The sequence below is a fragment of the Allobaculum stercoricanis DSM 13633 genome (assembly GCF_000384195.1).
Classification (GTDB): Bacteria; Bacillota_I; Bacilli_A; order Erysipelotrichales; family Erysipelotrichaceae; genus Allobaculum; species Allobaculum stercoricanis.
Genome location: NZ_KB913034.1, coordinates 295380 through 316529, shown reverse-complemented (window position 1 = coordinate 316529; position 21150 = coordinate 295380). Strand labels below are relative to the sequence as shown.

The following is a 21150-nucleotide window of genomic DNA, read 5'->3' as shown; positions in this document are numbered from 1 at the left end:
AGAATTTCATCTAAGTGTAAAGCAAGATCCTTGTAAACAATTCCTTACCTATCCTGTATTTCATACTTGTCAAATAGCGAATATTCCGTTTTAAATTTTTCGTTCTAATACGGGTGTTTTTCCGGCACTGACCACATCCCCTTCAAGGACTCGATAATCCTCGATTCTTTTGAGATTTGTGATGACCATGCAGACTGTCATATCCGCATTCACGCTCTCTAAAAAATGACGATTGATTGTAATCAATGGCATTCCAGGTTTTACTTTTGTTCCTTCCGTTGCCCGCGCTTCAAACGCCTTTTCTCCATATTGTGCTGTATTAAAGCCAATATGAATCAAGACCATATCTCCTTGTTCCGTTTCAATACCGATGGCTTGTCGATTATAAGCAAGCATTGTGATCGTTCCATTACATGGCGCCACAATCACATCATCCTCGGGAACAATCGCTACTCCTTCGCCATATAAGCGAGAAGCGAATACCGGATCTGCGACCGCCCCTAGCGGCATTAGCTTTCCATCTATACATGCCAATAACTTTTTATCCGAAACTCTTTTTTCTTTTCGTTTTATCATAGGCTTCATGATTCTTTTTCCTTTAGATGATCGTCCATCCATTTCGTAATTTCTTCAAGACGCCGCATGCGATGAACAGGTTTTCCACTTCGTGAAAGTTCATGATTTTCACCATGGAATACGATCATTTTAGCTTCAACGCCTTGATCGATTAAGCCATTTAACATTTGATAACCTTGTTCAATTGGTGTGCGATAATCTTCATCCGAATGAATGAATAAAGTCGGCGTTTCGGCTTGATCTACATATTTAAGTGGCGAATGCTTCCAGAGTGTTTCAATATCCTCTAGACCAGCCTGCATTTGATCGCGAACAAAATCAGGACCAATATCGCTTGTTCCCCACAATGAAATCCAGTTTGAAATACAACGTTGACTCGCTGCCGCTTTAAATCGGGACGTATGTGTAATGATCCAGTTGGTCATATAGCCGCCATAACTTCCCCCCGTCACGCCTAATCGATTCGGATCGATTTGTTTGACTTCTGCTAAAACTGCATCAGTAAAAGCCATCAGATCTTGGTAATCTTCATATCCATAGTGGCCACGGATATCTGCATATTCATTTCCTTGGCCATCAGAGCCAAATGGATTACAGAAGAATACGAAATAACCATGTGATGTCCAAACTTGCATTTCATGGAAAAACACACGCCCATAAGCCATTTTCGGTCCGCCATGAATATTTAAAATTGCGGGATATGTTTTTTGGGGATCAAAGTCTTTTGGATAAAGTACCCATCCACATTGTTGAGTATTGAATGATCCGGTATAGAACACCGGTTTTGTGGTTGCGACATAACAATCTTTTAAAAATGGATTGAAATTTGATAATTGGATAATTTCACCATTTTTGTATTGATAAAGTTGTGGCAGTTGATCTGGTCTCGCGCCGATAAAATAGAGCGTATCTTTGGCAATACTAAATGTTTCAATCGTGCCATTCCATTCCAATACTTGTAATAATCGATTTTCATCCCAGCAGAACAAGTTATTATGATCCACGATTGTCGTTGTAAAATACAGACAATCTTTATCCATACAAACAGAATTGCCGGCAATGATCTGGCAATCGCCTACAACACTATTTCCTAAGTTTTCTTGCCAATCCATTTTCAAGTCGACACTTTGGTATTTAAAGTCGAGATAGTAAAGACTCGGATTGGAGTTTAGACCAATTGGCTTTCCATTCTCAGCAAAGAGATATAAGCCATTTTCTGTGGCTTGTAAGTTAAAAATGGACAAATCCGTTTTCACAAGACAACTTGTTTTTTGTAGCTTTGTGTTGAAAACACAAATTTCATCCGCATGTAATTTTTCTTTTTTTCCCGTATCAGCATATCCCCAATAATAAATGCAATGGTCATGTACGACTGCCCCACGAATATGCAATTGCGAATTTTCTATCTCTTGGAATGTATTCGATTCTAAATCATAGGTTGCTAAAGCAATACGTTGGCCACTGACAAATCCTTTGTCATTTTCATACCAAGGCGATTCATCAAGCACTTCATAATCATTAGCTAGATCGTGATCATCTACTGCTTTTTGAATATAACTAAGGGCCATGCAATTCTCATCGACAAAACCTAAGATCGATACACCTGATCGATCGATTGTCGCTTTGCATAACGCTTCGCCACCTTTTAGATACATACGATAAAGTTGGCTTTGACCATTTTCTTCCCTGACAAACCAAATCGTATTTTTGTCTTCAAACACATAGGATCTCACGTTCTTCCGATCCGTGATTTGATAGATTTTTCCCTCACGGCATAACATCAAGTCGTAAGTGTAATCATTATTTTTTTGATCTGCATGACCTTTGACAAACAATACATTTTTGCCTCTTGCTTGCAGATTGCCATAAAAATCCATCTCTAAAAGATCTCTTATTTCAACAGGCTTCATAAAACAAATCCCCTTTATCCATTTGAAATCATCTTGCTATTCATCAAAAGATACAAGACAACATGATCAAACTAGCTCACTCAATTGAGGTTATTTTTGAGTACTTTATTTTATAGTTTACAACAGTTCTTCATGAAATGCCCTGCTTTTTCCATGATCCTCATTTTGCTTGGATCGTTTCTTTTTACAGTATCTATAAACAAAACATAGACTATGATTTTTTATATAAAACGATAGGAAACAAACTTCAATTATGGTAAAAAAATGATAAGAGCATAATTTTAATTTTTTGAATGGCATGAAATACAATCAGAGGATAATCAATGGAAAACTTGAACAAACAAAACTATCCATTCGTCAATGAATTTGAAATGAATGAACAAATCATGAATGAAATAGCATTAGGAATTTGGAATCAAAGAAAAACAAATAATAAGATCCCTTTATTCCTTTATTTAGTCATCGCAATCGCTCCCTTTATTTATGGAGTGTTGTCTGGAAAAACAGAATACACACTACTTTCAGCAATTCTTATTTTTATTGGTTTCTTTGTCCTACTTGCCTATCTTGTCATATCTGCGCTCAGAAACAAGAAAAAATGGCTAGTCAAAATCCATCAAACCCTGGAAAAACAAGGAAATGAAATACCCTTTTGTGTTTGTATTGGAGAAGAGATTGCCTATCGTTTTAATGGGACAACTAAGTCCATTTCGTATCATGACGTAGATCAATTGTTGTATATGGATATGTTCCTTGTTTTAATCTTGAAAAACGGAATTGTGCTTCCGCTATGGAAGTTTGGCTTTCAAAAAGGAAACTGGGAAGAATTGATTCCCTATATAAAACAGATGATCTATTAGACATATAAACTCGTAACAAGAATATGAATCGTATTTTTTTCGTAATCCATATTTGACTAGAACACACACAAAAAAGAGATGGCGAACCATCTCTTTTTTTGTCATAAATGATGAATATTAAAAATAATAACTAAGCTTTGTGAGCAGAGCCAAGGAATGTTTCAACGTAGTCTTCTACAAGAGCTTGGATTGCATCAGCACCTGGTTTAAGAAGTTTACGTGGGTCCCAACCTTTGTTAGCAAGGTCTTTACCAGCTTCAACATATTTACGAGTTGCATCAGCAAATACGAGTTGGCATTCAGTATTGATGTTTACTTTAGAAACACCAAGAGCGATAGCTTCTTTAACCATTTCCTGAGGAATACCGGAACCACCGTGTAATACAAGTGGTTTACCTTCAGTAACTTCTTGGATTTTGCCTAATACTTCAAAGTTAAGACCTTTCCAATCAGCTGGGTATTTACCGTGGATGTTACCGATACCTGCTGCTAAGAAGTCTACACCAAGATCAGAGATCTGTTTGCATTCAGCTGGGTCAGCAACTTCACCGTTGGATACAACACCGTCTTCTTCACCACCGATGCCACCAACTTCACATTCGATAGAGATACCTTTAGAGTGAGCAAGTTCGATCAGTTCTTTAGATTTAGCGATGTTTTCTTCGATTGGATAGTGAGATCCGTCGAACATAACAGATGTGAATCCAGCTTCGATTGCTTTTTTAGCACCTTCGTAAGAACCGTGGTCAAGGTGGATTGCTACTGGTACAGTAATGTTGTTGAATTCCATGATGTTTTTAACCATGTCAACAGCATTTTTGTAACCGCACATGTATTTAGCAGCACCTTCGGATACACCGAGGATAACTGGGGACTGTTTTGCTTCACAGCCAAGCAGAATGGCTTTAATCCATTCCATGTTGTTGATATTGAAGGCACCAATTGCGTAGTGACCTTCGTGAGCTTTGTTAATCATTTCTGTTGCAGATACTAACATGACTCAAATTCCTCCTTGTTATTAACATTTCTAGTTTATCCTACTCGATAGCGATTTTAAAGGATTATGTACTGATCTCTTTCATTTTATGACAGAATAAAATCAACATTTCATCATCTTTATCTATTTAAATCAAATCTGTTTTCATTAATAAAAAAAACTTTTAAGACAAGATGAAACTTCAATACAACTTCTTCCTTCTACTTGTGAATTTTTTAAGAAAACAATTTCTTTTTCTCATTCAATGTTTAGTCTTACTTTTTCTTCCCCCTTTGATCCACCTAAAAAAAATAACCATACAGTCGGGCTCTACCACTCCTGATGTAACCGAGTGAATTTGATCACTCGGTCTTTTTTCTCTTGCTATACTGAAATTAGCGGAAGAGATCGTTGCTTTTTTGAGATTTGATCTCGCAAAAAAAATTGATAGAAGATCTTCTGTATGCACCACTGACTGTTTCGAAACAGAACGAATAATTCGCCCTGCTCGAGAACGTAGAAAAAAATATTAATTCGCAGAAGATCGGCCGCTTTTCTATTTTTGGAGGTAATTATGGAAAGACTATATGCGGTTTGTTGTGGTATCGATGTTCACAAAAAGATTTTGGTTGCTTGTTTGAGAACGAAACAATCTACTGAAATTCGTTCTTTTGGTGCATCAACTCAAGATCTTCTTGATCTTGTGGATTGGTTAACAGCCAATCAATGCGAAGCTGTAGCGATGGAAAGTACAGCTTCATATTGGAAGCCTGTTTTTAATATTCTTGAAGGCTATGATTTAAACCCAATGGTTGTCAATGCTCAACACATGAAACAAGTTCCTGGACGAAAAACAGATGTAAAAGATGCTGAATGGATTTCTGATCTGTTAATGAATGGACTTCTTAAACCGAGTTTTATTCCAAATAGACGTCAAAGAGAACTTCGCGAACTATGTAGATACAGAAAATCATTGATCGTTGATTTAGGTGCTGAAAAGAATCGACTTCAGAAAATGTTAGAAGGAGCGAATATCAAACTATCTGGGACAATATCCGATATTAATGGTAAGAGTGGAAAAGCTCTTCTTGACTATATTGTTTCTGGCGAAATTTTTGACGACGAAGCTTATGAACGACTTCTTGCAGAAAAGTTGATTTCCAAACGATTAAAAGCACCTAAAAAACAATTGATCAAAGATATGCAAGGTTGTATCAGCCCAATTCAGGCAAAGATGATCAAAGTGATTCGAACTCATATTTCAGAACTTGAAGCGCACATCAAAGAACTGAATGACGACATTTCAAATCATCTAAACGAAGAAGAAGAAAACGCAGTTGAATTAATCAAAGACATCCCTGGTATTTCAGATACGAGTGCACAAACGATCGTTTCAATCATTGGAACAGATATGTCGCGCTTTCCAACAAGCGGAGCTTTGTGTTCATGGGGTGGACTATGTCCTGGAAATCATGAAAGCGCTGGGAAACGAAAGAATGGAAGAACAAACAAGGGAAATAAACTCTTAAGAAGTACTTTAGTTGTCTGTGCTCACTCAGCTGTGTTGAAAAAAGATTCTTACTTTGGAGAAATGTATAAACGGATTGCCTCACATAGAGGAAGGAAAAGAGCTATTGTTGCAGTTGCACACGCAATATTACAAATCATTTGGCAACTACTCAAAAAGAATGAGAGATATGAAGATTTAGGCTCAGATTACTTTGAAAAGAAAAATCACAAAAATAAGTTAGTATCAACTTTAAAGAAGCTTGAAAATTTTGGAATAACTCTCATGCCAGAACAACTGGCACAAGTAGCCTTCTAGAATTTTACTATTTTATTTTTTCAAAAACGTCAGGGATTTTGTGCGCTTTTTTCTAAAACGTTCGATTTGGTTACAGAAAAAAAGAGAACATCCCGGAAAAAGAACATTCTCTTTATAAATTTAGACTTTAAAGTTGACTTGCACTTGGCGATTGTCGGCGGCTGACTCCTGTTAATTCCACCGTTTGGGCGAGCGTTGTGACACGATCGATTAATCGTTTGGCCGCTACGCCACCAAGTGCCGATCCCTCGAATACCGAATAAATTGCCTCGAGTTCACTAATATTTACGTTGCTCGCAAAGTATGTTTTTCGATGATTATTCATTCGTTCATCTAAAACAGGGAACAAAATATCATCACGTGACCAACGAGAAACCGATTCGCTGCCAAAATCATCAAGGAACAACACATCTGCTAAACGCATTCGTGTCAGTGTTTTTTGATAAAATTCATTGTCTTTTAAATTTTCTTTCAGCTCACTAATGAGTAAAGGGACACGTACATAAACAATTCGTTTTCCCTGTTTTGCTAAAGCGTTAGCCAAAGCCATCATTAATGTTGATTTCCCTGTTCCCGGTTGCCCATAGAATAAACATCCATGTGGCATATTAATAGACGCAACTGCTTGCGCATAAGCGACTAAATATGCTTTTGATTCTTGCGCTAGCGTTGGCGAAAGAGCTTCAAAAGAAACAAGATAGTCTTGATTTTGCATATGCGAGAAAGTGAAATTTTCTTTGTGCGCTAATTGATCATTGAGTAGGCGCTGATAGCGGCATGGAATATATTCTTCATTGATGAAATTTTGATCGTCCACACTTAAATGACACGCATTCCCTTTTACTTTCGAAACACAAAAGTTCAATCCTTGGCATGATTGACACTGTTTAATCGTTTTTAACCAACGATCAAATACACCAGAGCGCTGTTCAAGAATTTGCGCATCCAGATTATTTTTCTTTAAAAAATCCAGAACCTGAGGATCTTGTTGGAGCTGTTTGACGAGATGATCGTGATAAGCTTGGGCATTTTCATCAAGTTCGAGTTTAAAATCAATCGGTTCCATGGCTAGATCCTCCTTTTAACAATTCTTCTTGTAGAGCGAGAATTTTTGCGACATCCTCATCTGTTCCTTTTTCCGATTCTTTAACCTCATACCATTTAGGTAATGTAATTGATTCCGGAATTGTATTTCGTGATGAATATTTACGTTTTGATATTTTCTTCGGTGCTTTTGAGAAAAACTCTAACGCTTCATCCCGGGTTTTGATATTGTTTCGCGCCACATTATTGGCAATCGTATTGACAATTGGAACAATCAGCTGACCTTGATTTGTTTCCATTGCATAATCCAAAATTGTATTGATCAGTTCATTTGAGAATTCGTATTGGCGAATTAATTCATCGATCATCTTACGCTCGCTTGGCAATACTTTGGCATTGCCCTTTTGACGTGCTTGTAAAAAATGAACAGGTTTTTGCGAATAATCACTTGGATCGGCTTGTTGCGGTTTTTCAATTTTGGTGGTTGTTGCTAATTGGCTTGTTAAATGGTCAAAGTCAATCCAAGTTCGCCCATCTCGTAAACTTCTCGATAACTTCACACGCATATCTGCTGCAGAAACCCCATAGACATTTGCGAGATAAGCAATACGATTTAAGTTTTCTGGCGTTCTTAAGCGCGCTGGAAATAAACGTTCGGCGTTATCCAGGAATGTTTTCCAATCAAAATCATAGTCTTGTGGCTGATCCCAACGCGGTGTCAGTGATTGCAACATTTTTTCCGCATCGCTCGTCCACGACTCTTCAAGTGCTTTAGTTGAGAGTACCTGACTAATTTCTTGAAGATGATCATTTTCTTCAATTTTAGGTTGAATGAGTTCAACTAAGTTTCCAAACTGTTCTTCACCAATTTTATTGAATAAAGCTCGAGCGAATACTGCATGTTCTAAAAACTGTTGACCTGTCAATGGCGCGCACAGTTGCAACTTACAGATTTCTGCTTCTTGGTTTTGGAATGTTCGAAGTAAGTTATATTGTTCCAGCCGGATTCGAACCATATGTAAAACCGAATTAGAGCAATTCATCCATTGTCTAAGTTCACTCAAACTGACATCGTTTCGATAAAGAGCAACAGATTGCAGAATGAAATAAAACTGTAACGCTTCTGGTCCGATTAATGGTCGATATAACAAAGAAAGATCTGACCACCACGTTGCGGATATATTCGACGCTTGTACAAGTTGCATCGCCTGGCTTGTGCGATATAATTCTTGATTTTCAATGACACTGGTCACGTTAGCCATATTCCCCCTCCAATCTATTGTTTTATAAAATCAAACTATTCACCTATTTTTTGATGTCATTTTGTAGCTGATATAAGTGGTTTTCGATTTGTTTTTGTAAAGCTGGTAAATCTTGGTCGTTATGCAAAACAACATGGGATTGTTGAGCCTTCTTTTGTGGTGAATATTGTAAAGCTAAACGTCGTTTAGCCTCTGTAGGGTTGATCTTTCGTCCTTGTTCTAAACGTTGTAATGCCGTTTGATCTTCGCAAACCACCGTCCAAACTTGATCGAAATGATCTTGTAAATCACATTCAAACAATAAAGGCACTTCAACGGCACAAAGAGCATTTTGTTGTTTCATCCATTCATCCATTTTTTGAATGATTAACGGTTGCAGAATTGCTTCCATTTTTTGACGGATTTGGGCATCTTCAAACATCGCATCCGCCATCGCTTGTTTATCGATATCACCATTAGGATCCCCATAAAATAAGTTTGCTTGTTTTAAAGCATACCAACCTTCGTGATCTTTTTGTAACAATTCGCGATTAATCCCATCGCAATCAATCGTTGGAATATATTGCGCCAGAATTTGTCTCGCAGCACTTTTTCCCGATCCCATCGACCCCGTAATTCCTAAGGTTCGAATCTTTTTTTGGTTTTGTTGTTCCATAGTTCATTCCTTTATTGGATTGTTTTTGCGGCTTCTTTTCTTTTTTAACTTTTGACAATGGGGGCAGAAGTAGGTTGTTCGCCCATTGATTTTTTGATGCTCAATTTCATGACCACAAATCGGGCAGTTTCCTTTTTGACCATGTACTTGTAATTGGTTTTGAAAACTTCCCGTATGATTAGATCCATAAGAAAAACTCAAAATCGTTGTTCCACCCGCTTCAATTGCGTGCATGAGAATGGACCTTGTGGCCTCGATGATATTTTGCATATCTTTTTTCGACAAGTCACAAGGCATGCAATATGGAGACAACCTGGTCGCAAAGAGAATTTCATCGGCATAGATATTCCCAATTCCCGCTATTACACTTTGATCTAACAAAAAAGTCTTTAACGGAATGGTTCTTTGACTAGCCTTTTTGAGTAAATCTTGCGCACAAAGTGTTGGGTCCAATACATCTTTGCCCACTTTTGATAAAGGTTTAAGATGATGCAAATCATCTTGTTGCGGCCATAATGACATGCGCCCAAATTTTCGCGTATCTTTATAACAAACTATGCGTCCATCTTCTAAAACAAACTGGGCATGAATATGTTTTCGATCCCGTACTTGGTCGAGTTGTTCAAATTCTTCACGACTAGAAACGATCAAAAACTTTCCTTCCATACGCAAATGACTCACAAACGTATAATCATCCAATTCTAAAATGATATATTTGCCTAATCGTTTAAATTGTCGAAAATGTTGGCCTTGAATTTGTTGGCAAAAATTTTGTGCAGGCATATTGTCGATCAAAGGTGGATAAGTAACAATCGCTTGCACAATTTGTTGGTTTGCTAAGTGTCGTTGCAAATATTGAACGACATGATGAACTTCTGGTGCCTCTGGCATTATTTCGCCTCGTACCAATCGCTACCTACACCAAGTGAGGCTTTAAGTGGCACTTTCAATTCCATCGTTGATTCCATTTCATCAATCACAAGCTGTTTCATTTGTTCGAGTTCATCGTCAGGAACTAAGAAAATCAGTTCGTCATGGATTTGTAAAATCATTTGCGACTTCAATTGTTTTTCTTTCATCGCTTTGTTCACTTTCAACATTGCCGCTTTGATCAAGTCAGCTGCTGAACCTTGAATTGGCGCATTCATCGCTGCTCGTTTTCCAAATTCACGGGTCATGAAGTTTTTATCCCGGATTTCAGGAATTTCGCGGCGACGATGCATCATCGTTTCTACATATCCATGTTCTTTACAGAATTCAATCAAGCCATCCATGTAGTGATGAATGTTTGGATAGTTTTCAAAGTAAGAATTGATAAATTCTTTCGCTTCATAGCGTGAAATGCCTAACTCTTGCGATAATCCAAATTCAGTTTGTCCATAAATCACCGCAAAGTTAACCGTCTTCGCAATACGGCGTTGATCTTCATCCACTTCAATTGGAGGAACATTGAAAATCGCCGACGCTGTTTGTTTATGAATATCCACATCGTTTTGGAATGCTTCAATCATGACTTGTTCATCCGCCATATGGGCTAACATACGTAATTCAATTTGTGAGTAATCGGCCGAAATAAAAGAATAACCTTCCGGCGCTTGGAACGCTTTACGAATTTCTTTTCCTTCCGCACTCTTTACCGAAATATTTTGTAAGTTAGGCTCTGATGAGGATAATCGGCCTGTTGTCGTCACGGTTTGATTGAACGTTGTAAAAATTTTGCCTTCATGAATATAACGTTGTAGACCGGTGACATAAGTACCAATGATTTTGGAATATTTGCGATATTCCATAATTTCATCGATGATCGGATGTTGACCTTGTAATTTTTCTAAGACTTCAACACTTGTCGAGCGTTTTTTCCCAGCTTTTAATCCGAGTTCATCAAAGAGAACAACACCAAGTTGTTTTGGTGATCCAACATTGAACGAATGACCGGCATATTCATAAATCTTCTGTTCGATTTCTTCGATGCGACGTTGGTACTCTTGGCCAATTTCCAACAATTTTTGTTCATTGATTTGAATTCCACAACATTCCATTTCATATAAAAGGCGAGTCAGTGGTAATTCAATTTTTTCATAAAGATCAAGAATATTTTGTTCTTGCATTTGTTGGCGCAATTGTTCTTCTTTACCTTGCAATCCTAAAACCCATTTTCCATAAATAGGCAATGCTCTTTCTACTGTGAAACCACCTTGCTTTTTAAGCGTAAGTTCGTGTAAAGAACTCGGTAATTCAATATCTAAGGCCGCAATTTGGTCTTCAATTTTAGTTGCTTGCGAATGAAGCAAGAAAACTTCTAGTTGTAAGTCATTCGCAAAATTAGCCAATGGTAGACCATGGCGATCGAGTAAATGAAGCGTTTCTTTAATCGACCAAGTGACTAATGTATGATCATTTGTCAACAGGTCAATAAATGCCTGGTCTTCTTTCGCTTTTTCTAATGGTAAATAAAACGCTTGATTATCCTGTACATACAAAAAGCCATATAGTTCTTGTTCTAAAAAAGGATCCAAAGAAGCAAGAGGAAGCAACACCAATTGGCTATTGGCTTGGCCAGTAAAATGATCCACATATTGAATCGTGTTGGCATCATTTTTTTCTAATTCTTCGCTTGTTTCTTCATCCCTATTGTCATCCATATCCGCATGAATGAGTTTTTTTCTTGTCGCCGCTTCTTGATTGAAACGCTCTACTAAGCTTTTCATTTCATATTTACGATAGAAATCGGCAAGTTCACTCGGAATTTCTGATAAAGAAAGATCTTCTACTTGGATCGGTAAATCCATTTGCGTAAAAATCGTAGCTAAATCTTTGGACAAGAATGCCATCTCTTTGCCTTCTTCCAAATATTCTTTGCGCTTTCCTTTCAGTTCATCAATATGGTCATAAACCCCTTCAACACTGCCATAGTCGTACAATAATTTCAGGGCTGTTTTTTCTCCAATGTGTGCCACTCCCGGAATATTATCCGAAGGGTCACCCATCAATCCTTTTAAATCGATAATTTGTTTTGGACTCAATCCATATTTTTCTTGGATTGCCGCTTCGTCCATCGTATCAAAGCTGGCTAGTCCCTTTTTCATCAAAATAACTTGTGTCGTTGGATCAACCAACTGTAACAAGTCTTTGTCACTTGTCAAAATCGTTGTTTGATAATCCGGATTACTTTTGGCCATGGAGCCGATAATATCATCTGCTTCATATCCTTCTTGTTCATAACGACAAATATTTGCTGTATCTAAATATTCGCGAACGATTGGAAATTGAACGATGAGCTCTTCATCTAATGATTTACGTGTTCCTTTATACCCCGCCATTTTATCGTGGCGGAACGTTTTTTTGCCCGCATCCCATGCGACCATCATCGCATCGGGACGAACCATGGAAATTGCTTTATTGATTAACGAAATAAAGCCATAAACCGCATTGGTTGGAATTCCTGATGATGTGGACATCGGGTTTGTATAAATTGTGGAGTAATAAGTTCGAAATAAAACGGAGTTCCCGTCAATAAGAAGTAGTTTTTTCATAGATATACCTCGGTGTCATTTTAGCATGGATTGTGCCATGTTTTGATGGGATCTCCAATCCCCTCGATTCACAATCACAATCCATTGAAAAAGCCGGATCGATCCGGCTTTTCACTTTATTCATGTTATCGAAATCTTCGTTTGCGATTATCCGTTTGTGGATGATTCATGCTTGCTGCTAACTCTCTTTTAGGATGACGATGACCACGCTGACTCTTTTTGATCACTCGACTTTGGAACAAATAGAAATAGTCCATCACGATATCAATATAAGTCATCATAATCACGACTAAACCACCCACCAATAAAGTAAGTAATTCTACATGATAAAACCAGGAAACAAACGAAACGGTTGTTTGCCCAATAAGCTTTTGGAATAAAAATGGGAATAAGTCGGCGCAAAAAATCAAGCTAATATAAATCATGCAAGCTGATTCTATAGAGCGCGCTTTATTTTGATAAACCCCTGCTGCAAGTGCAATAAGCGGATAAAAAAGAAAGCTAAATGGGAATGTTGAAGTAAAAAACATATCCCGAACAATTCCCGCCATTGCCCCGATCAAAAATCGGTTCATCATTGGTTTATCGCGAACAAAGACCAATAATCCCGTCAAATAAAAATGCCAAGCAATTGAAAAATGCGTATAGGTAAAATCAATTGGCGTTAAATAAGAAAAGATGGAATCGAGCATGGCTAGCCCGAAAAATCCAAAGATGATGCCAAAGTTCTTTTTCATGGTGCTGGTGTTCCTTGGGAGAAGATGTTGACGTAAGTGAAACCACTAATATCTTCGACTGGGCTGACATATACAGTAGAAACAACCGCATCATCATTCATAATTGTTCCTGTTACTGTTCCCACCATCAACCCTGAAGCATACGTGCCACCTTTTCCACTCGTTGCCACTTTTTGTCCAGGTAAGACAACTGCCTCATGGTCAAACAAACGAATTTCATAACGGTTTTGATCCGCATCATAACCATGGAAGACACCTTCTACAGTAGAGCCATCATCCATTGAAATTTGCACTGCAAAGCTATTTGGTAAATCATTGCTTGTTAATAAAGTTACTTGGGATGTGGTCGTTTCAACGGAACTTACCATTCCGACTAGTCCATTTGCAGAACATACAGCCATACCCACTTCAACCCCGGAAGTCGATCCGGCTGATACTGTAATCGTTTGATTCCATGTTTGGCCTGGACGAGAAAGCACTTGGCAAGAGATCTGCGTGGATTCTGGTAATGCATTTTTCATTTCCAATAAACCTTGTAACTCGAGATTACGGTTATGTTCTTGAGCATACAGCGTCTGATAAGAGCGCTGATTAGCAAGTTGTTCATTAAGATAAATATTGTCTTGATAAGAGTGCCACAGATTGGAAAAATCATCTAAAGCATGACTAATCGATACTGCCGGTGAATCAAATAATCCATACTTTACATAGGTCCATGCGCTATAACCAAGATCAGAGATCGAATTTTGTCGTAATGAAAGCATCAAGCTTCCTAGCAGGAAAAAGAATCCAATAAACAGGATGAGAGTTTTCTGCAATTTAGTGAATCGGCGTCGCATCTTCTTCCTCCTTCATACACGTCTTTTATTGTCGCAAAACAAATCTTTCCTTTAAGTATTCTATTCTAAACGAAAAGTTTGCACATTTTTCATACTCATTGTCTTTTTATTATACCGATCACTCACGCACAAGCCAATTCTTTGTCTTTTTCTTACAGTTTTCACATTTTAATCGTAGTTGGATCTTTACTTACATCAACATCGCATGGGCCGCAAAGCTAAACGAAGAGTCTTTGCACACAATAATATGATCCGTTACATTCATCTGAAAAAGCTTTGCGATCTCAATGAATTGATGCGTGCTTTGAATATCATCCCGGCTTGGCGTCGGATCATTTGAAGGATGATTATGAACAAAGACGATGGACACGGCATTGGCTAAACAAGCTTCACGAAATACATCGCGCGGATGGATCAATGCACAATTCGTCGTACCGATATGGATGACCTTATGACGAATGACTTCTCCTTTCGAATTTAAAAAGAGTGCCGCAAAGCGCTCTTGACTTTCCCTTCCATATTCGGCCCGAAACCATTGAATAACATCTTCTTGACAACGTATGGACGTTTTCACTAATGTTTTCGCTTTTAAAGCGCGCATCGCGAGTGCTAACGCTGCTTGAATCAACAACGCTCGCGCTTGACCTATTCCTTCGATCGCCATCAAATCTGCCATGTCAAGGGTAGCGAGTTGCGAAAGATCTTTACTTTTTTCTAGAACTTTTTCGGCAATCTTCCATGCATCTTGTTTTTTCGTTCCTGATCCAATGAGTAAACATAACAATTCTTGATCTGTTAAAGTTTCCATTCCATAGCGAATAGCTTTTTCACGGGGACGCTGATTTTTATCTTTTTCTTTGATTTTCATATCCTTTTATAGGCTTATTTCTCGTTTTTATTCCCCATTTCAAAAAGACTTTTCAAAAAGAACGAAAAAATTTATTTTTTTGCTTGTCCTTCCCAACTTATCATGCTATTATTCTTTGGCAAGTCAGCAATGACTCATCCTTGGAGAAGTACTCAAGTGGTTGAAGAGGCGCCCCTGCTAAGGGTGTAGGTCGGGAAACTGGCGCGAGAGTTCAAATCTCTCCTTCTCCGCCATCATGGTCCAATGGCGCAATTGGTTAGCGTACCTCCCTGTCACGGAGGGGGTTGCGGGTTCGAGTCCCGTTTGGACCGCCACTATGCAGATGTAGTTCAATGGTAGAACACGACCTTGCCATGGTTGATACGGGAGTTCGATTCTCCTCATCTGCTCCATTTTTTAAAAAATCCGACTTACTATTTATTATAAATTGATATGGTCCAATGGCGCAATTGGTTAGCGTACCTCCCTGTCACGGAGGGGGTTGCGGGTTCGAGTCCCGTTTGGACCGCCATCATGCAGATGTAGTTCAATGGTAGAACACGACCTTGCCATGGTTGATACGGGAGTTCGATTCTCCTCATCTGCTCCATTTTTGTTAAATCACGGACGAACGTCCGTTTTATTATGCACGGTCCAATGGCGCAATTGGTTAGCGTACCTCCCTGTCACGGAGGGGGTTGCGGGTTCGAGTCCCGTTTGGACCGCCATTTTTTTATTCTGCGGATGTAGTTCAATGGTAGAACACGACCTTGCCATGGTTGATACGGGAGTTCGATTCTCCTCATCCGCTCCATTTAACATTCCAACGGACATAACGTCCGTTTTTTTATTTTCTCAATTTCTAACTCACTTACCATATAAAATAAAAGCTATACCTCAATGAGTATTCTTCTCTCATTTGGTATAGCTTGATCTTCTTATTCGAACGATGCAGCACTTTCTTCTTGAGTTAGATTTTTTTGATCATCCATTTCTTGGCGATTCTTTTCTAATTTCAATTGTGCTTTGATCTCTTTTTTCGCTTCCTTCAATTCTTTTTTGCACTCTTTTTCGGAGTTTTGTCCTTGTACACCTCTAGTTTGATTGAGCACCAAACGATCGCCATGCGATTGAATAATTGTTCCGCGTTGTCGTGACTTTAATTCATTAATTCGCTCAATAATATGTGGTTCGATTAAATCAGATTGTTCTAAATCAAAATCCGCAAAGAATTCTTTGGCCAAGCGAATAAAATCCAGAATTTCCTGGCGGGATTCCCCGGCGCGAATGACCACACAATAAGAGTTTGGATAAATGGCATACGTTAAATCGAGTTTATCCAATTGTTCTGGATCGATCATTTCCTCACTCGTTACCCCAATTCCTTGTCCTTCTAAAATCGCATGAATTAAATCTTCTGGCGTTCTTTTTTGCATTGTAAATACACTAGAACGAATATTGCATGCCATAAATGGATCAAAGAAGAAGTTCTGACCATTTTGACGCATCAAAATGAGTAAGTTTTCATCTTCTAAACGATTGGGGTGAATCACTTTTTCCAATGCCAACGGATGATCTTTTTTAAAGATAAAACAAATGTTGTAACGGAACAGCGGCTCAATCCACAAATCAACTGCTCGTTCATCAAATGTGTTTTGTAGACCAAAACATACATCTATTTTTTGTTCAAATAAGCTTTCTAACATCTGTTTTGGGCTTTTCTTTTGATAGGTAAAGTTTGTGGAAGGATAGAGTTGTTTATAACGGCTAGCCAGTTCGATTACCTTCTGATTATCCCGTATTCCGCTAAATCCAATCGCAATTCGCGGAACAGGAGTAAAGTTCATCTCCTCCATCAAGTCCATCACCATTTCTTGCAATCTTGTACATCCGTGATAAAACTTTTCCCCTAATCTTGTGAGATGGTAATGGTTTTGATATTCACTGACCAACTGACATTTCAGATCATTTTCTAGAGATTGAACCATCGCCAAAGCTTGATCAACATCTAGATCAATTATTTTCGCTGCTTCATCCAAAGACCCACTTTTTGCGAGTTCAATGAATAGAAGAATTCGAGTTTCTAACATATATTTCCTCCACTATCCACATTGTATCAACTGTTACTCAAATCCCATAAAAAATCCCCTTTTCATGAGAACTCGTTTTCGCTTATGCGAGTACCTATAAAAAGGGAACCGTTATTCAATTGATCTTTTGGACTCGATCGTCCGCAGTTCTGTCAACTTGTGTAAGTTTAATTGTTATTCAAACATATTTTGAATCGCTCGATTAACGATCAATCGTTCCTCTTCGCTCATTTCCCGTTCTCCAGCTTGATGACCCTCTACCGTTCCTTGATGTGCCATCGTCACTTTACCATCTTGAACGCGAACAATTAATGGTACATATAAAGTGAGTACGCCTTCGTTATTTTCCGACATATAATTGCCAAGATAAGGCACAATCCGTTCTTTCTGTTCATCTGTGTATAAACGCTGTCGTTGAGCATCGCGCGTTTGCACATAGAAAACTTCACCACCATTTTTAGCGGCTACATCGCTTAAAATCGGAACAACATCTTGGCACCATGGGCAATCATAGAAGCCAAAATAGAGAACTCCACTTTTGCCTTCTTGAAAAAAAGAAATAGCCGATTCAAAATCCATTGGCGTAAAGGTCGCTAATGCTGCATCTAGTTGACTCAAATCTCCACTTTCACTTTGATTTGCGCATGAAGTTGTAACTTCACAAGCAAAAGCTTGCCCACTTTGCGTTGAGCCATTCTCACTCATTTGTGATGAAGTCAAATTCGATTGCGTACATCCACAAAGTATTAAAGACAAAGCACATCCGCCAACAAATATATGTGAAAAGAATTTTCGTTGATTCATTCGTCTTTTTCCTTTAAAGCCTTCTCTAGGCTTCTTTAAGTTGTTGACGCTTCTTTTCGTACATCATTTTCGCTGGTTTATATAGCAATTTATAAACCGGAATATCAAATTCACCAATATATTCATGAATCATCGGTGCAAAATTATCCTTGAAATGGGTCAAGCCATCATCCAAAGTTCCTTCAACTCCACCCATGCTGAATTCTTCTACGCCATGATCAAATGCCCATTGGAAGTTTTCTAAATACGTTTTGTATTGAGGCATAAAACGACGGAATCTTTCGTCCATGCCAGCATATAACATTTCGCAAGTGCGACCATAGCGAATCGTTAAAACCCCAGCAATCGGACGCGATTCATCACTCCCCACAGCATCAATGACTTCTTGAACGTTATGAATATCTTTCAAAACAGATGCTTTTTGTTCTTCTAGCGTGAAACGCTTTTTCTTTTGGTTTTCTGGAAGTTGGGCAAGTTGCTCTTCTAAGGTTGAAAGTCTTTGATTACATTCATCCATGATTAATTTAAGATTGCACTTTGCTAGCATGATAATTGAGTCGTTTGGATAAGCCGTAATCAAATGTGCAAAATATTCACGATTCCGCAAAGAAACATGTTTGCGTGATTCAGTCATTTCGACAAGACGTGCAAAGTCATCTAACAATTCTTCTTGCCCACTCACAATTTCAATATGGCGTTTATCTGCCTCTTTAATCAGCTTTTTCGTCTTTTTCGGCATAGCCGCAAATAAATCTTCCGGTTTGTTTAAAATCGACGCAAAACGGGCTTGAATGCTTTGATTGAGCGTCATCGTAAAACCTTGGTGAATCGCCCCGGCTTGTTCGATTTTAGACACATATTTTTCATTGCCATTGCGTGGTCTATCGGTATCACTTGATGGATAAACACCCACTTCAATACAAGGATCCATTTTAATAAATAAGCAATGGTGACGTTTCCCTTCTTTTCTGAGCTGTTGAAAAAAGAAAGTTACTAATTCTTGATCATCATAATCCATAATCGGACCACGAGGGATATAAAACATCGTAAAGCCAAGTGGTAATTGTTTGATTAAAACAAGCGCAACGCCAGCAAGCTGGCCATCTTTATATACACCGGTATGCATAGATCCCCAGTTTGATTTGATCTTGGACCAATTATAGGATTGCAATAAATTGCATAGCGCATGATTGCTCGCAAAAGTATCAAATTCTTGTTGGGAAATTTCGTTTTTAAATATGAACTGTGACATCAGGATTTATCCCCTTTCCAGTTATCTCTGCCATTATACAATCTCAAGGTATAATAAAAAAACCGAACAACTTAGAACAACTAAGAAGTTCGGGTACTTATCAAAAATGGGGCGGCTGACGCGGTTCGAACGCGCGAATGACGGAGCCACAATCCGTTGAGTTAACCACTTCTCCACAACCGCCATATTTGATGCCTCATTAATATACTAAGTATTCAAGAAAGTGTCAAACATTTTTTAAATTTTTTTAAATTTTTTTATAAGCCTTTTTTGTGGATCAATTCACGCGTTGAGCTTCCCTATATTATTATCGATAAGTGCGATGTTTTGAATTTATTTTTACTATTTTAAGCCTAATCATTTTTTAAAACTATCCAACCATTAGTAGAGATTCTCTTTCCTTTTTCCATTATTGTTCAAAATAAAAGAGGTGCCGACTTACTACAAGCACCCTTTGCTTGAGTTAGTCAGCACCTTTTCAAGATCGAATCATATTAACAAAGATCTAATTTTTTTAAAATATCATAAAGAATCTTTAGTCCTGTACCGGTAATAGCCATTCTTAAAATCGGCACTAGAAACGTGTTAATCTGCGTAGTATAAATGACTATGTATTTTTCAAGAATTGTTTCTTCCGGATCAAAGTAATGGAAACCATTTCCAAAAAGAATGCCCATCCAAATTACAGACCACAAAAAATAAATGACAATCAATACCACAAACGCAATGAAGTATTTGTTTTTAATCGAGAAAAATTTTTTCATATTTACACCGTAATTTCTAAAGAAGAATACAGATGCTAAAATTGCATGCTTTCTTCATGAATTGCAAAAGTATTCTCCTATCTAATTATTTAAACAATACTAATCAAAAATTTGCGCTTTATTTTCACAATGCACACCTTTGAACGATTTTGGCAGTCTATAATACTTTCCCCTCAAAGCCATTCACTGCCTGTTCAAATGGCTAGAGGAAATGTATCAGATATTTTCTGTACCTCATCTAACATTTCTCCTCACTTATTTTATATAGTGTCTTCTATATTTAGAGAATATCATTAAACAAGAGTGTTAGCAACGCTAATGTAATTTTTTTCAATATGATTTGTAATCGTTTTCAAATATCAAATCATTTTCAAACACTTTCATTTCCGTTGAGTTAAATCAATTAATCTTTTTCCACTTTGATTAACCACGACAAATAAAAAGCTCTAGCGTTATGCATTTTCGCATTTCACTAAAGCTTATTTTTAGATTCATTGAATAAAATCGAAAGAATTAACCTTTTAACATGGTCAACGTAACAACAACAATCGTTAAAAGAATTCCACAACCAACAATCGCAATGACTTTCGAATTAGAAGGAACTGTCTGTTCGCTTGGTGCAACAAGTCCTGATAAACGCAATGCATTAGCAATTGGTTTATAGACAAGTAATAACAAAATTGTATTGATCGAACATTTCAAGAAGTTAAATAATGCAAGCATTGGTAACATTGCGATAACCGCCTGTTGATCCATTCCAAAATAAATTGGATCCATTACATAGTTCCAAGCCAACATTACGATGTTTTGAACGACGATCCCCGTTAACAAGCCATAGAACGCTCCGTTTTTCGAGTGCATCTTTTTATAAACAAAAGCTGCTGTACAAATAAAAGCACAACTCGAAAGAACGTTCATTGCCCAGTCAATGATGTTTCCGCCGCGAAAAGCAAGTTCAATTCCACTAGAGATTGCGGAAACAACAAACGCACTCGCTGGACCAAATAAAAAGCCCGCAATTCCGATCACAATATCTTTAGGATCATAAGTAAAAAAAGGAATCGAGGGAATCAGAGGAATCCTCATCAATAATGTCAGTACAACTGCTAAAGCACTGAACAGCGCAAGGATTGCCATTTTCTTTGTGGATAATTTTTTCATAAGTGCACCTCCAAT

At 37.9% G+C, this 21150-nt stretch carries 18 protein-coding genes and 8 tRNA genes; 9 read left to right on the top strand and 17 right to left on the bottom strand.

Annotation, left to right across the window (positions count from 1 at the left end; genetic code table 11):
• Positions 1 to 90 precede the first annotated feature (90 nt).
• On the bottom strand, positions 91 to 585 hold the full coding sequence (locus ALLST_RS0101500; RefSeq protein WP_019892213.1) for a PTS sugar transporter subunit IIA: 495 nt from the start codon (positions 583 to 585) through the stop codon (positions 91 to 93).
• Positions 582 to 2486 carry an alpha/beta hydrolase family protein gene (locus ALLST_RS0101495; RefSeq protein WP_019892212.1) on the bottom strand — a complete coding sequence of 635 codons (1905 nt, stop codon included), beginning with the start codon at positions 2484 to 2486 and terminating at the stop codon, positions 582 to 584. The genes ALLST_RS0101500 and ALLST_RS0101495 overlap by 4 nt, the downstream gene beginning before the upstream one ends.
• A 323-nt stretch (positions 2487 to 2809) precedes the next feature.
• On the opposite strand from ALLST_RS0101495, the gene ALLST_RS0101490 reads away from it, so the two are divergent.
• Positions 2810 to 3346, top strand: coding sequence for a hypothetical protein (locus ALLST_RS0101490; protein ID WP_019892211.1), 537 nt, complete (start codon positions 2810 to 2812; stop codon positions 3344 to 3346).
• A gap of 130 nt (positions 3347 to 3476) precedes the next feature.
• Here ALLST_RS0101490 and fba read toward each other — a convergent pair whose 3' ends face one another.
• On the bottom strand, positions 3477 to 4343 hold the full coding sequence (gene fba, locus ALLST_RS0101485) for a class II fructose-1,6-bisphosphate aldolase (RefSeq protein ID WP_019892210.1): 867 nt from the start codon (positions 4341 to 4343) through the stop codon (positions 3477 to 3479).
• Between the two features lie 553 nt (positions 4344 to 4896).
• Between fba and ALLST_RS0101480 the strand changes: the two genes are divergently transcribed.
• Complete coding sequence (locus ALLST_RS0101480) at positions 4897 to 6147, top strand: IS110 family RNA-guided transposase (protein ID WP_019892209.1); 1251 nt, start codon at positions 4897 to 4899, stop codon at positions 6145 to 6147.
• A 127-nt stretch (positions 6148 to 6274) separates the two neighbouring features.
• Here the strand turns inward: ALLST_RS0101480 and ALLST_RS10915 are convergent, their stop codons facing one another.
• From ALLST_RS10915 to radC, 8 genes are all read right to left on the bottom strand, one after another.
• Complete coding sequence (locus ALLST_RS10915; protein ID WP_019892208.1) at positions 6275 to 7213, bottom strand: ATP-binding protein; 939 nt, start codon at positions 7211 to 7213, stop codon at positions 6275 to 6277.
• Positions 7200 to 8453: a DnaD domain protein gene (locus tag ALLST_RS0101470; protein ID WP_019892206.1), complete on the bottom strand. Its 1254-nt coding sequence runs from the start codon at positions 8451 to 8453 to the stop codon at positions 7200 to 7202. The genes ALLST_RS10915 and ALLST_RS0101470 overlap by 14 nt, the downstream gene beginning before the upstream one ends.
• Positions 8454 to 8496: 43 nt before the next feature.
• Positions 8497 to 9108, bottom strand: a complete 612-nt coding sequence (gene coaE / locus ALLST_RS0101465) for a dephospho-CoA kinase (protein WP_019892204.1) — start codon at positions 9106 to 9108, stop codon at positions 8497 to 8499.
• Positions 9109 to 9111: 3 nt separating this feature from the next.
• A complete protein-coding gene (gene mutM / locus ALLST_RS09720) occupies positions 9112 to 9999 on the bottom strand; it encodes a DNA-formamidopyrimidine glycosylase (RefSeq protein ID WP_019892203.1) in 888 nt (295 codons plus the stop codon).
• Positions 9999 to 12641: a DNA polymerase I gene (gene polA, locus ALLST_RS0101455; protein WP_019892202.1), complete on the bottom strand. Its 2643-nt coding sequence runs from the start codon at positions 12639 to 12641 to the stop codon at positions 9999 to 10001. The genes mutM and polA overlap by 1 nt, the downstream gene beginning before the upstream one ends.
• A gap of 125 nt (positions 12642 to 12766) precedes the next feature.
• Positions 12767 to 13378 (bottom strand): hypothetical protein, encoded by a 612-nt coding sequence (locus tag ALLST_RS0101450; protein WP_019892201.1) that lies wholly within the window; start codon positions 13376 to 13378, stop codon positions 12767 to 12769.
• On the bottom strand, positions 13375 to 14217 hold the full coding sequence (mreC, locus tag ALLST_RS0101445) for a rod shape-determining protein MreC (RefSeq protein ID WP_245553757.1): 843 nt from the start codon (positions 14215 to 14217) through the stop codon (positions 13375 to 13377). Before mreC ends, ALLST_RS0101450 begins: the two co-directional genes overlap by 4 nt.
• A 190-nt stretch (positions 14218 to 14407) precedes the next feature.
• Positions 14408 to 15085, bottom strand: coding sequence for a RadC family protein (gene radC / locus ALLST_RS0101440; RefSeq protein ID WP_019892199.1), 678 nt, complete (start codon positions 15083 to 15085; stop codon positions 14408 to 14410).
• A 142-nt stretch (positions 15086 to 15227) separates the two neighbouring features.
• Here radC and ALLST_RS0101435 point away from each other — a divergent pair.
• The 7 genes from ALLST_RS0101435 to ALLST_RS0101405 all read left to right on the top strand — a co-directional run bounded on the left by ALLST_RS0101435 (position 15228) and on the right by ALLST_RS0101405 (position 15878).
• A tRNA-Ser gene (locus ALLST_RS0101435) sits at positions 15228 to 15318 on the top strand.
• 4 nt (positions 15319 to 15322) lie between these two features.
• A tRNA-Asp gene (locus ALLST_RS0101430) sits at positions 15323 to 15399 on the top strand.
• Between the two features lie 4 nt (positions 15400 to 15403).
• Positions 15404 to 15477: transfer RNA gene (locus ALLST_RS0101425), tRNA-Gly, on the top strand.
• A 42-nt stretch (positions 15478 to 15519) separates the two neighbouring features.
• Positions 15520 to 15596, top strand: a tRNA-Asp gene (locus ALLST_RS0101420).
• A 4-nt stretch (positions 15597 to 15600) separates the two neighbouring features.
• Positions 15601 to 15674 (top strand) — tRNA-Gly (locus tag ALLST_RS0101415).
• Positions 15675 to 15715: 41 nt separating this feature from the next.
• A tRNA-Asp gene (locus ALLST_RS0101410) sits at positions 15716 to 15792 on the top strand.
• A gap of 12 nt (positions 15793 to 15804) precedes the next feature.
• Positions 15805 to 15878, top strand: a tRNA-Gly gene (locus ALLST_RS0101405).
• Positions 15879 to 16002: 124 nt separating this feature from the next.
• On the opposite strand, the gene ALLST_RS0101400 is transcribed toward ALLST_RS0101405, so the two are convergent.
• The 6 genes from ALLST_RS0101400 to ALLST_RS0101375 all read right to left on the bottom strand — a co-directional run bounded on the left by ALLST_RS0101400 (position 16003) and on the right by ALLST_RS0101375 (position 21135).
• The gene (locus ALLST_RS0101400) at positions 16003 to 17154 is read right to left on the bottom strand and encodes a LysR family transcriptional regulator (protein ID WP_019892198.1); all 1152 of its coding nucleotides are present in this window, start codon (positions 17152 to 17154) and stop codon (positions 16003 to 16005) included.
• A gap of 174 nt (positions 17155 to 17328) precedes the next feature.
• Positions 17329 to 17958: a thioredoxin domain-containing protein gene (locus tag ALLST_RS10910; RefSeq protein WP_019892196.1), complete on the bottom strand. Its 630-nt coding sequence runs from the start codon at positions 17956 to 17958 to the stop codon at positions 17329 to 17331.
• Between the two features lie 25 nt (positions 17959 to 17983).
• Positions 17984 to 19210 carry a peptidoglycan bridge formation glycyltransferase FemA/FemB family protein gene (locus ALLST_RS0101390; protein ID WP_019892195.1) on the bottom strand — a complete coding sequence of 409 codons (1227 nt, stop codon included), beginning with the start codon at positions 19208 to 19210 and terminating at the stop codon, positions 17984 to 17986.
• A 107-nt stretch (positions 19211 to 19317) separates the two neighbouring features.
• A tRNA-His gene (locus ALLST_RS0101385) sits at positions 19318 to 19393 on the bottom strand.
• Between the two features lie 311 nt (positions 19394 to 19704).
• Positions 19705 to 19974: a hypothetical protein gene (locus ALLST_RS0101380; RefSeq protein WP_019892194.1), complete on the bottom strand. Its 270-nt coding sequence runs from the start codon at positions 19972 to 19974 to the stop codon at positions 19705 to 19707.
• Between the two features lie 513 nt (positions 19975 to 20487).
• Positions 20488 to 21135 carry an ECF transporter S component gene (locus ALLST_RS0101375; protein WP_026472728.1) on the bottom strand — a complete coding sequence of 216 codons (648 nt, stop codon included), beginning with the start codon at positions 21133 to 21135 and terminating at the stop codon, positions 20488 to 20490.
• Between the last annotated feature and the right edge of the window lie 15 nt (positions 21136 to 21150).

Bases quoted from the DNA above. Each gene is read 5' to 3' on its own strand.
- ALLST_RS0101500 (WP_019892213.1), bottom strand. From the start codon at position 585: ATGAAGCCTATGATAAAACGAAAAGAAAAAAGAGTTTCGGATAAAAAG.
- ALLST_RS0101495 (WP_019892212.1), bottom strand. From the start codon at position 2,486: ATGAAGCCTGTTGAAATAAGAGATCTTTTAGAGATGGATTTTTATGGC.
- ALLST_RS0101490 (WP_019892211.1), top strand. From the start codon at position 2,810: ATGGAAAACTTGAACAAACAAAACTATCCATTCGTCAATGAATTTGAA.
- fba (WP_019892210.1), bottom strand. From the start codon at position 4,343: ATGTTAGTATCTGCAACAGAAATGATTAACAAAGCTCACGAAGGTCAC.
- ALLST_RS0101480 (WP_019892209.1), top strand. From the start codon at position 4,897: ATGGAAAGACTATATGCGGTTTGTTGTGGTATCGATGTTCACAAAAAG.
- ALLST_RS10915 (WP_019892208.1), bottom strand. From the start codon at position 7,213: ATGGAACCGATTGATTTTAAACTCGAACTTGATGAAAATGCCCAAGCT.
- ALLST_RS0101470 (WP_019892206.1), bottom strand. From the start codon at position 8,453: ATGGCTAACGTGACCAGTGTCATTGAAAATCAAGAATTATATCGCACA.
- coaE (WP_019892204.1), bottom strand. From the start codon at position 9,108: ATGGAACAACAAAACCAAAAAAAGATTCGAACCTTAGGAATTACGGGG.
- mutM (WP_019892203.1), bottom strand. From the start codon at position 9,999: ATGCCAGAGGCACCAGAAGTTCATCATGTCGTTCAATATTTGCAACGA.
- polA (WP_019892202.1), bottom strand. From the start codon at position 12,641: ATGAAAAAACTACTTCTTATTGACGGGAACTCCGTTTTATTTCGAACT.
- ALLST_RS0101450 (WP_019892201.1), bottom strand. From the start codon at position 13,378: ATGAAAAAGAACTTTGGCATCATCTTTGGATTTTTCGGGCTAGCCATG.
- mreC (WP_245553757.1), bottom strand. From the start codon at position 14,217: ATGCGACGCCGATTCACTAAATTGCAGAAAACTCTCATCCTGTTTATT.
- radC (WP_019892199.1), bottom strand. From the start codon at position 15,085: ATGAAAATCAAAGAAAAAGATAAAAATCAGCGTCCCCGTGAAAAAGCT.
- ALLST_RS0101400 (WP_019892198.1), bottom strand. From the start codon at position 17,154: ATGTTAGAAACTCGAATTCTTCTATTCATTGAACTCGCAAAAAGTGGG.
- ALLST_RS10910 (WP_019892196.1), bottom strand. From the start codon at position 17,958: ATGAATCAACGAAAATTCTTTTCACATATATTTGTTGGCGGATGTGCT.
- ALLST_RS0101390 (WP_019892195.1), bottom strand. From the start codon at position 19,210: ATGTCACAGTTCATATTTAAAAACGAAATTTCCCAACAAGAATTTGAT.
- ALLST_RS0101380 (WP_019892194.1), bottom strand. From the start codon at position 19,974: ATGAAAAAATTTTTCTCGATTAAAAACAAATACTTCATTGCGTTTGTG.
- ALLST_RS0101375 (WP_026472728.1), bottom strand. From the start codon at position 21,135: ATGAAAAAATTATCCACAAAGAAAATGGCAATCCTTGCGCTGTTCAGT.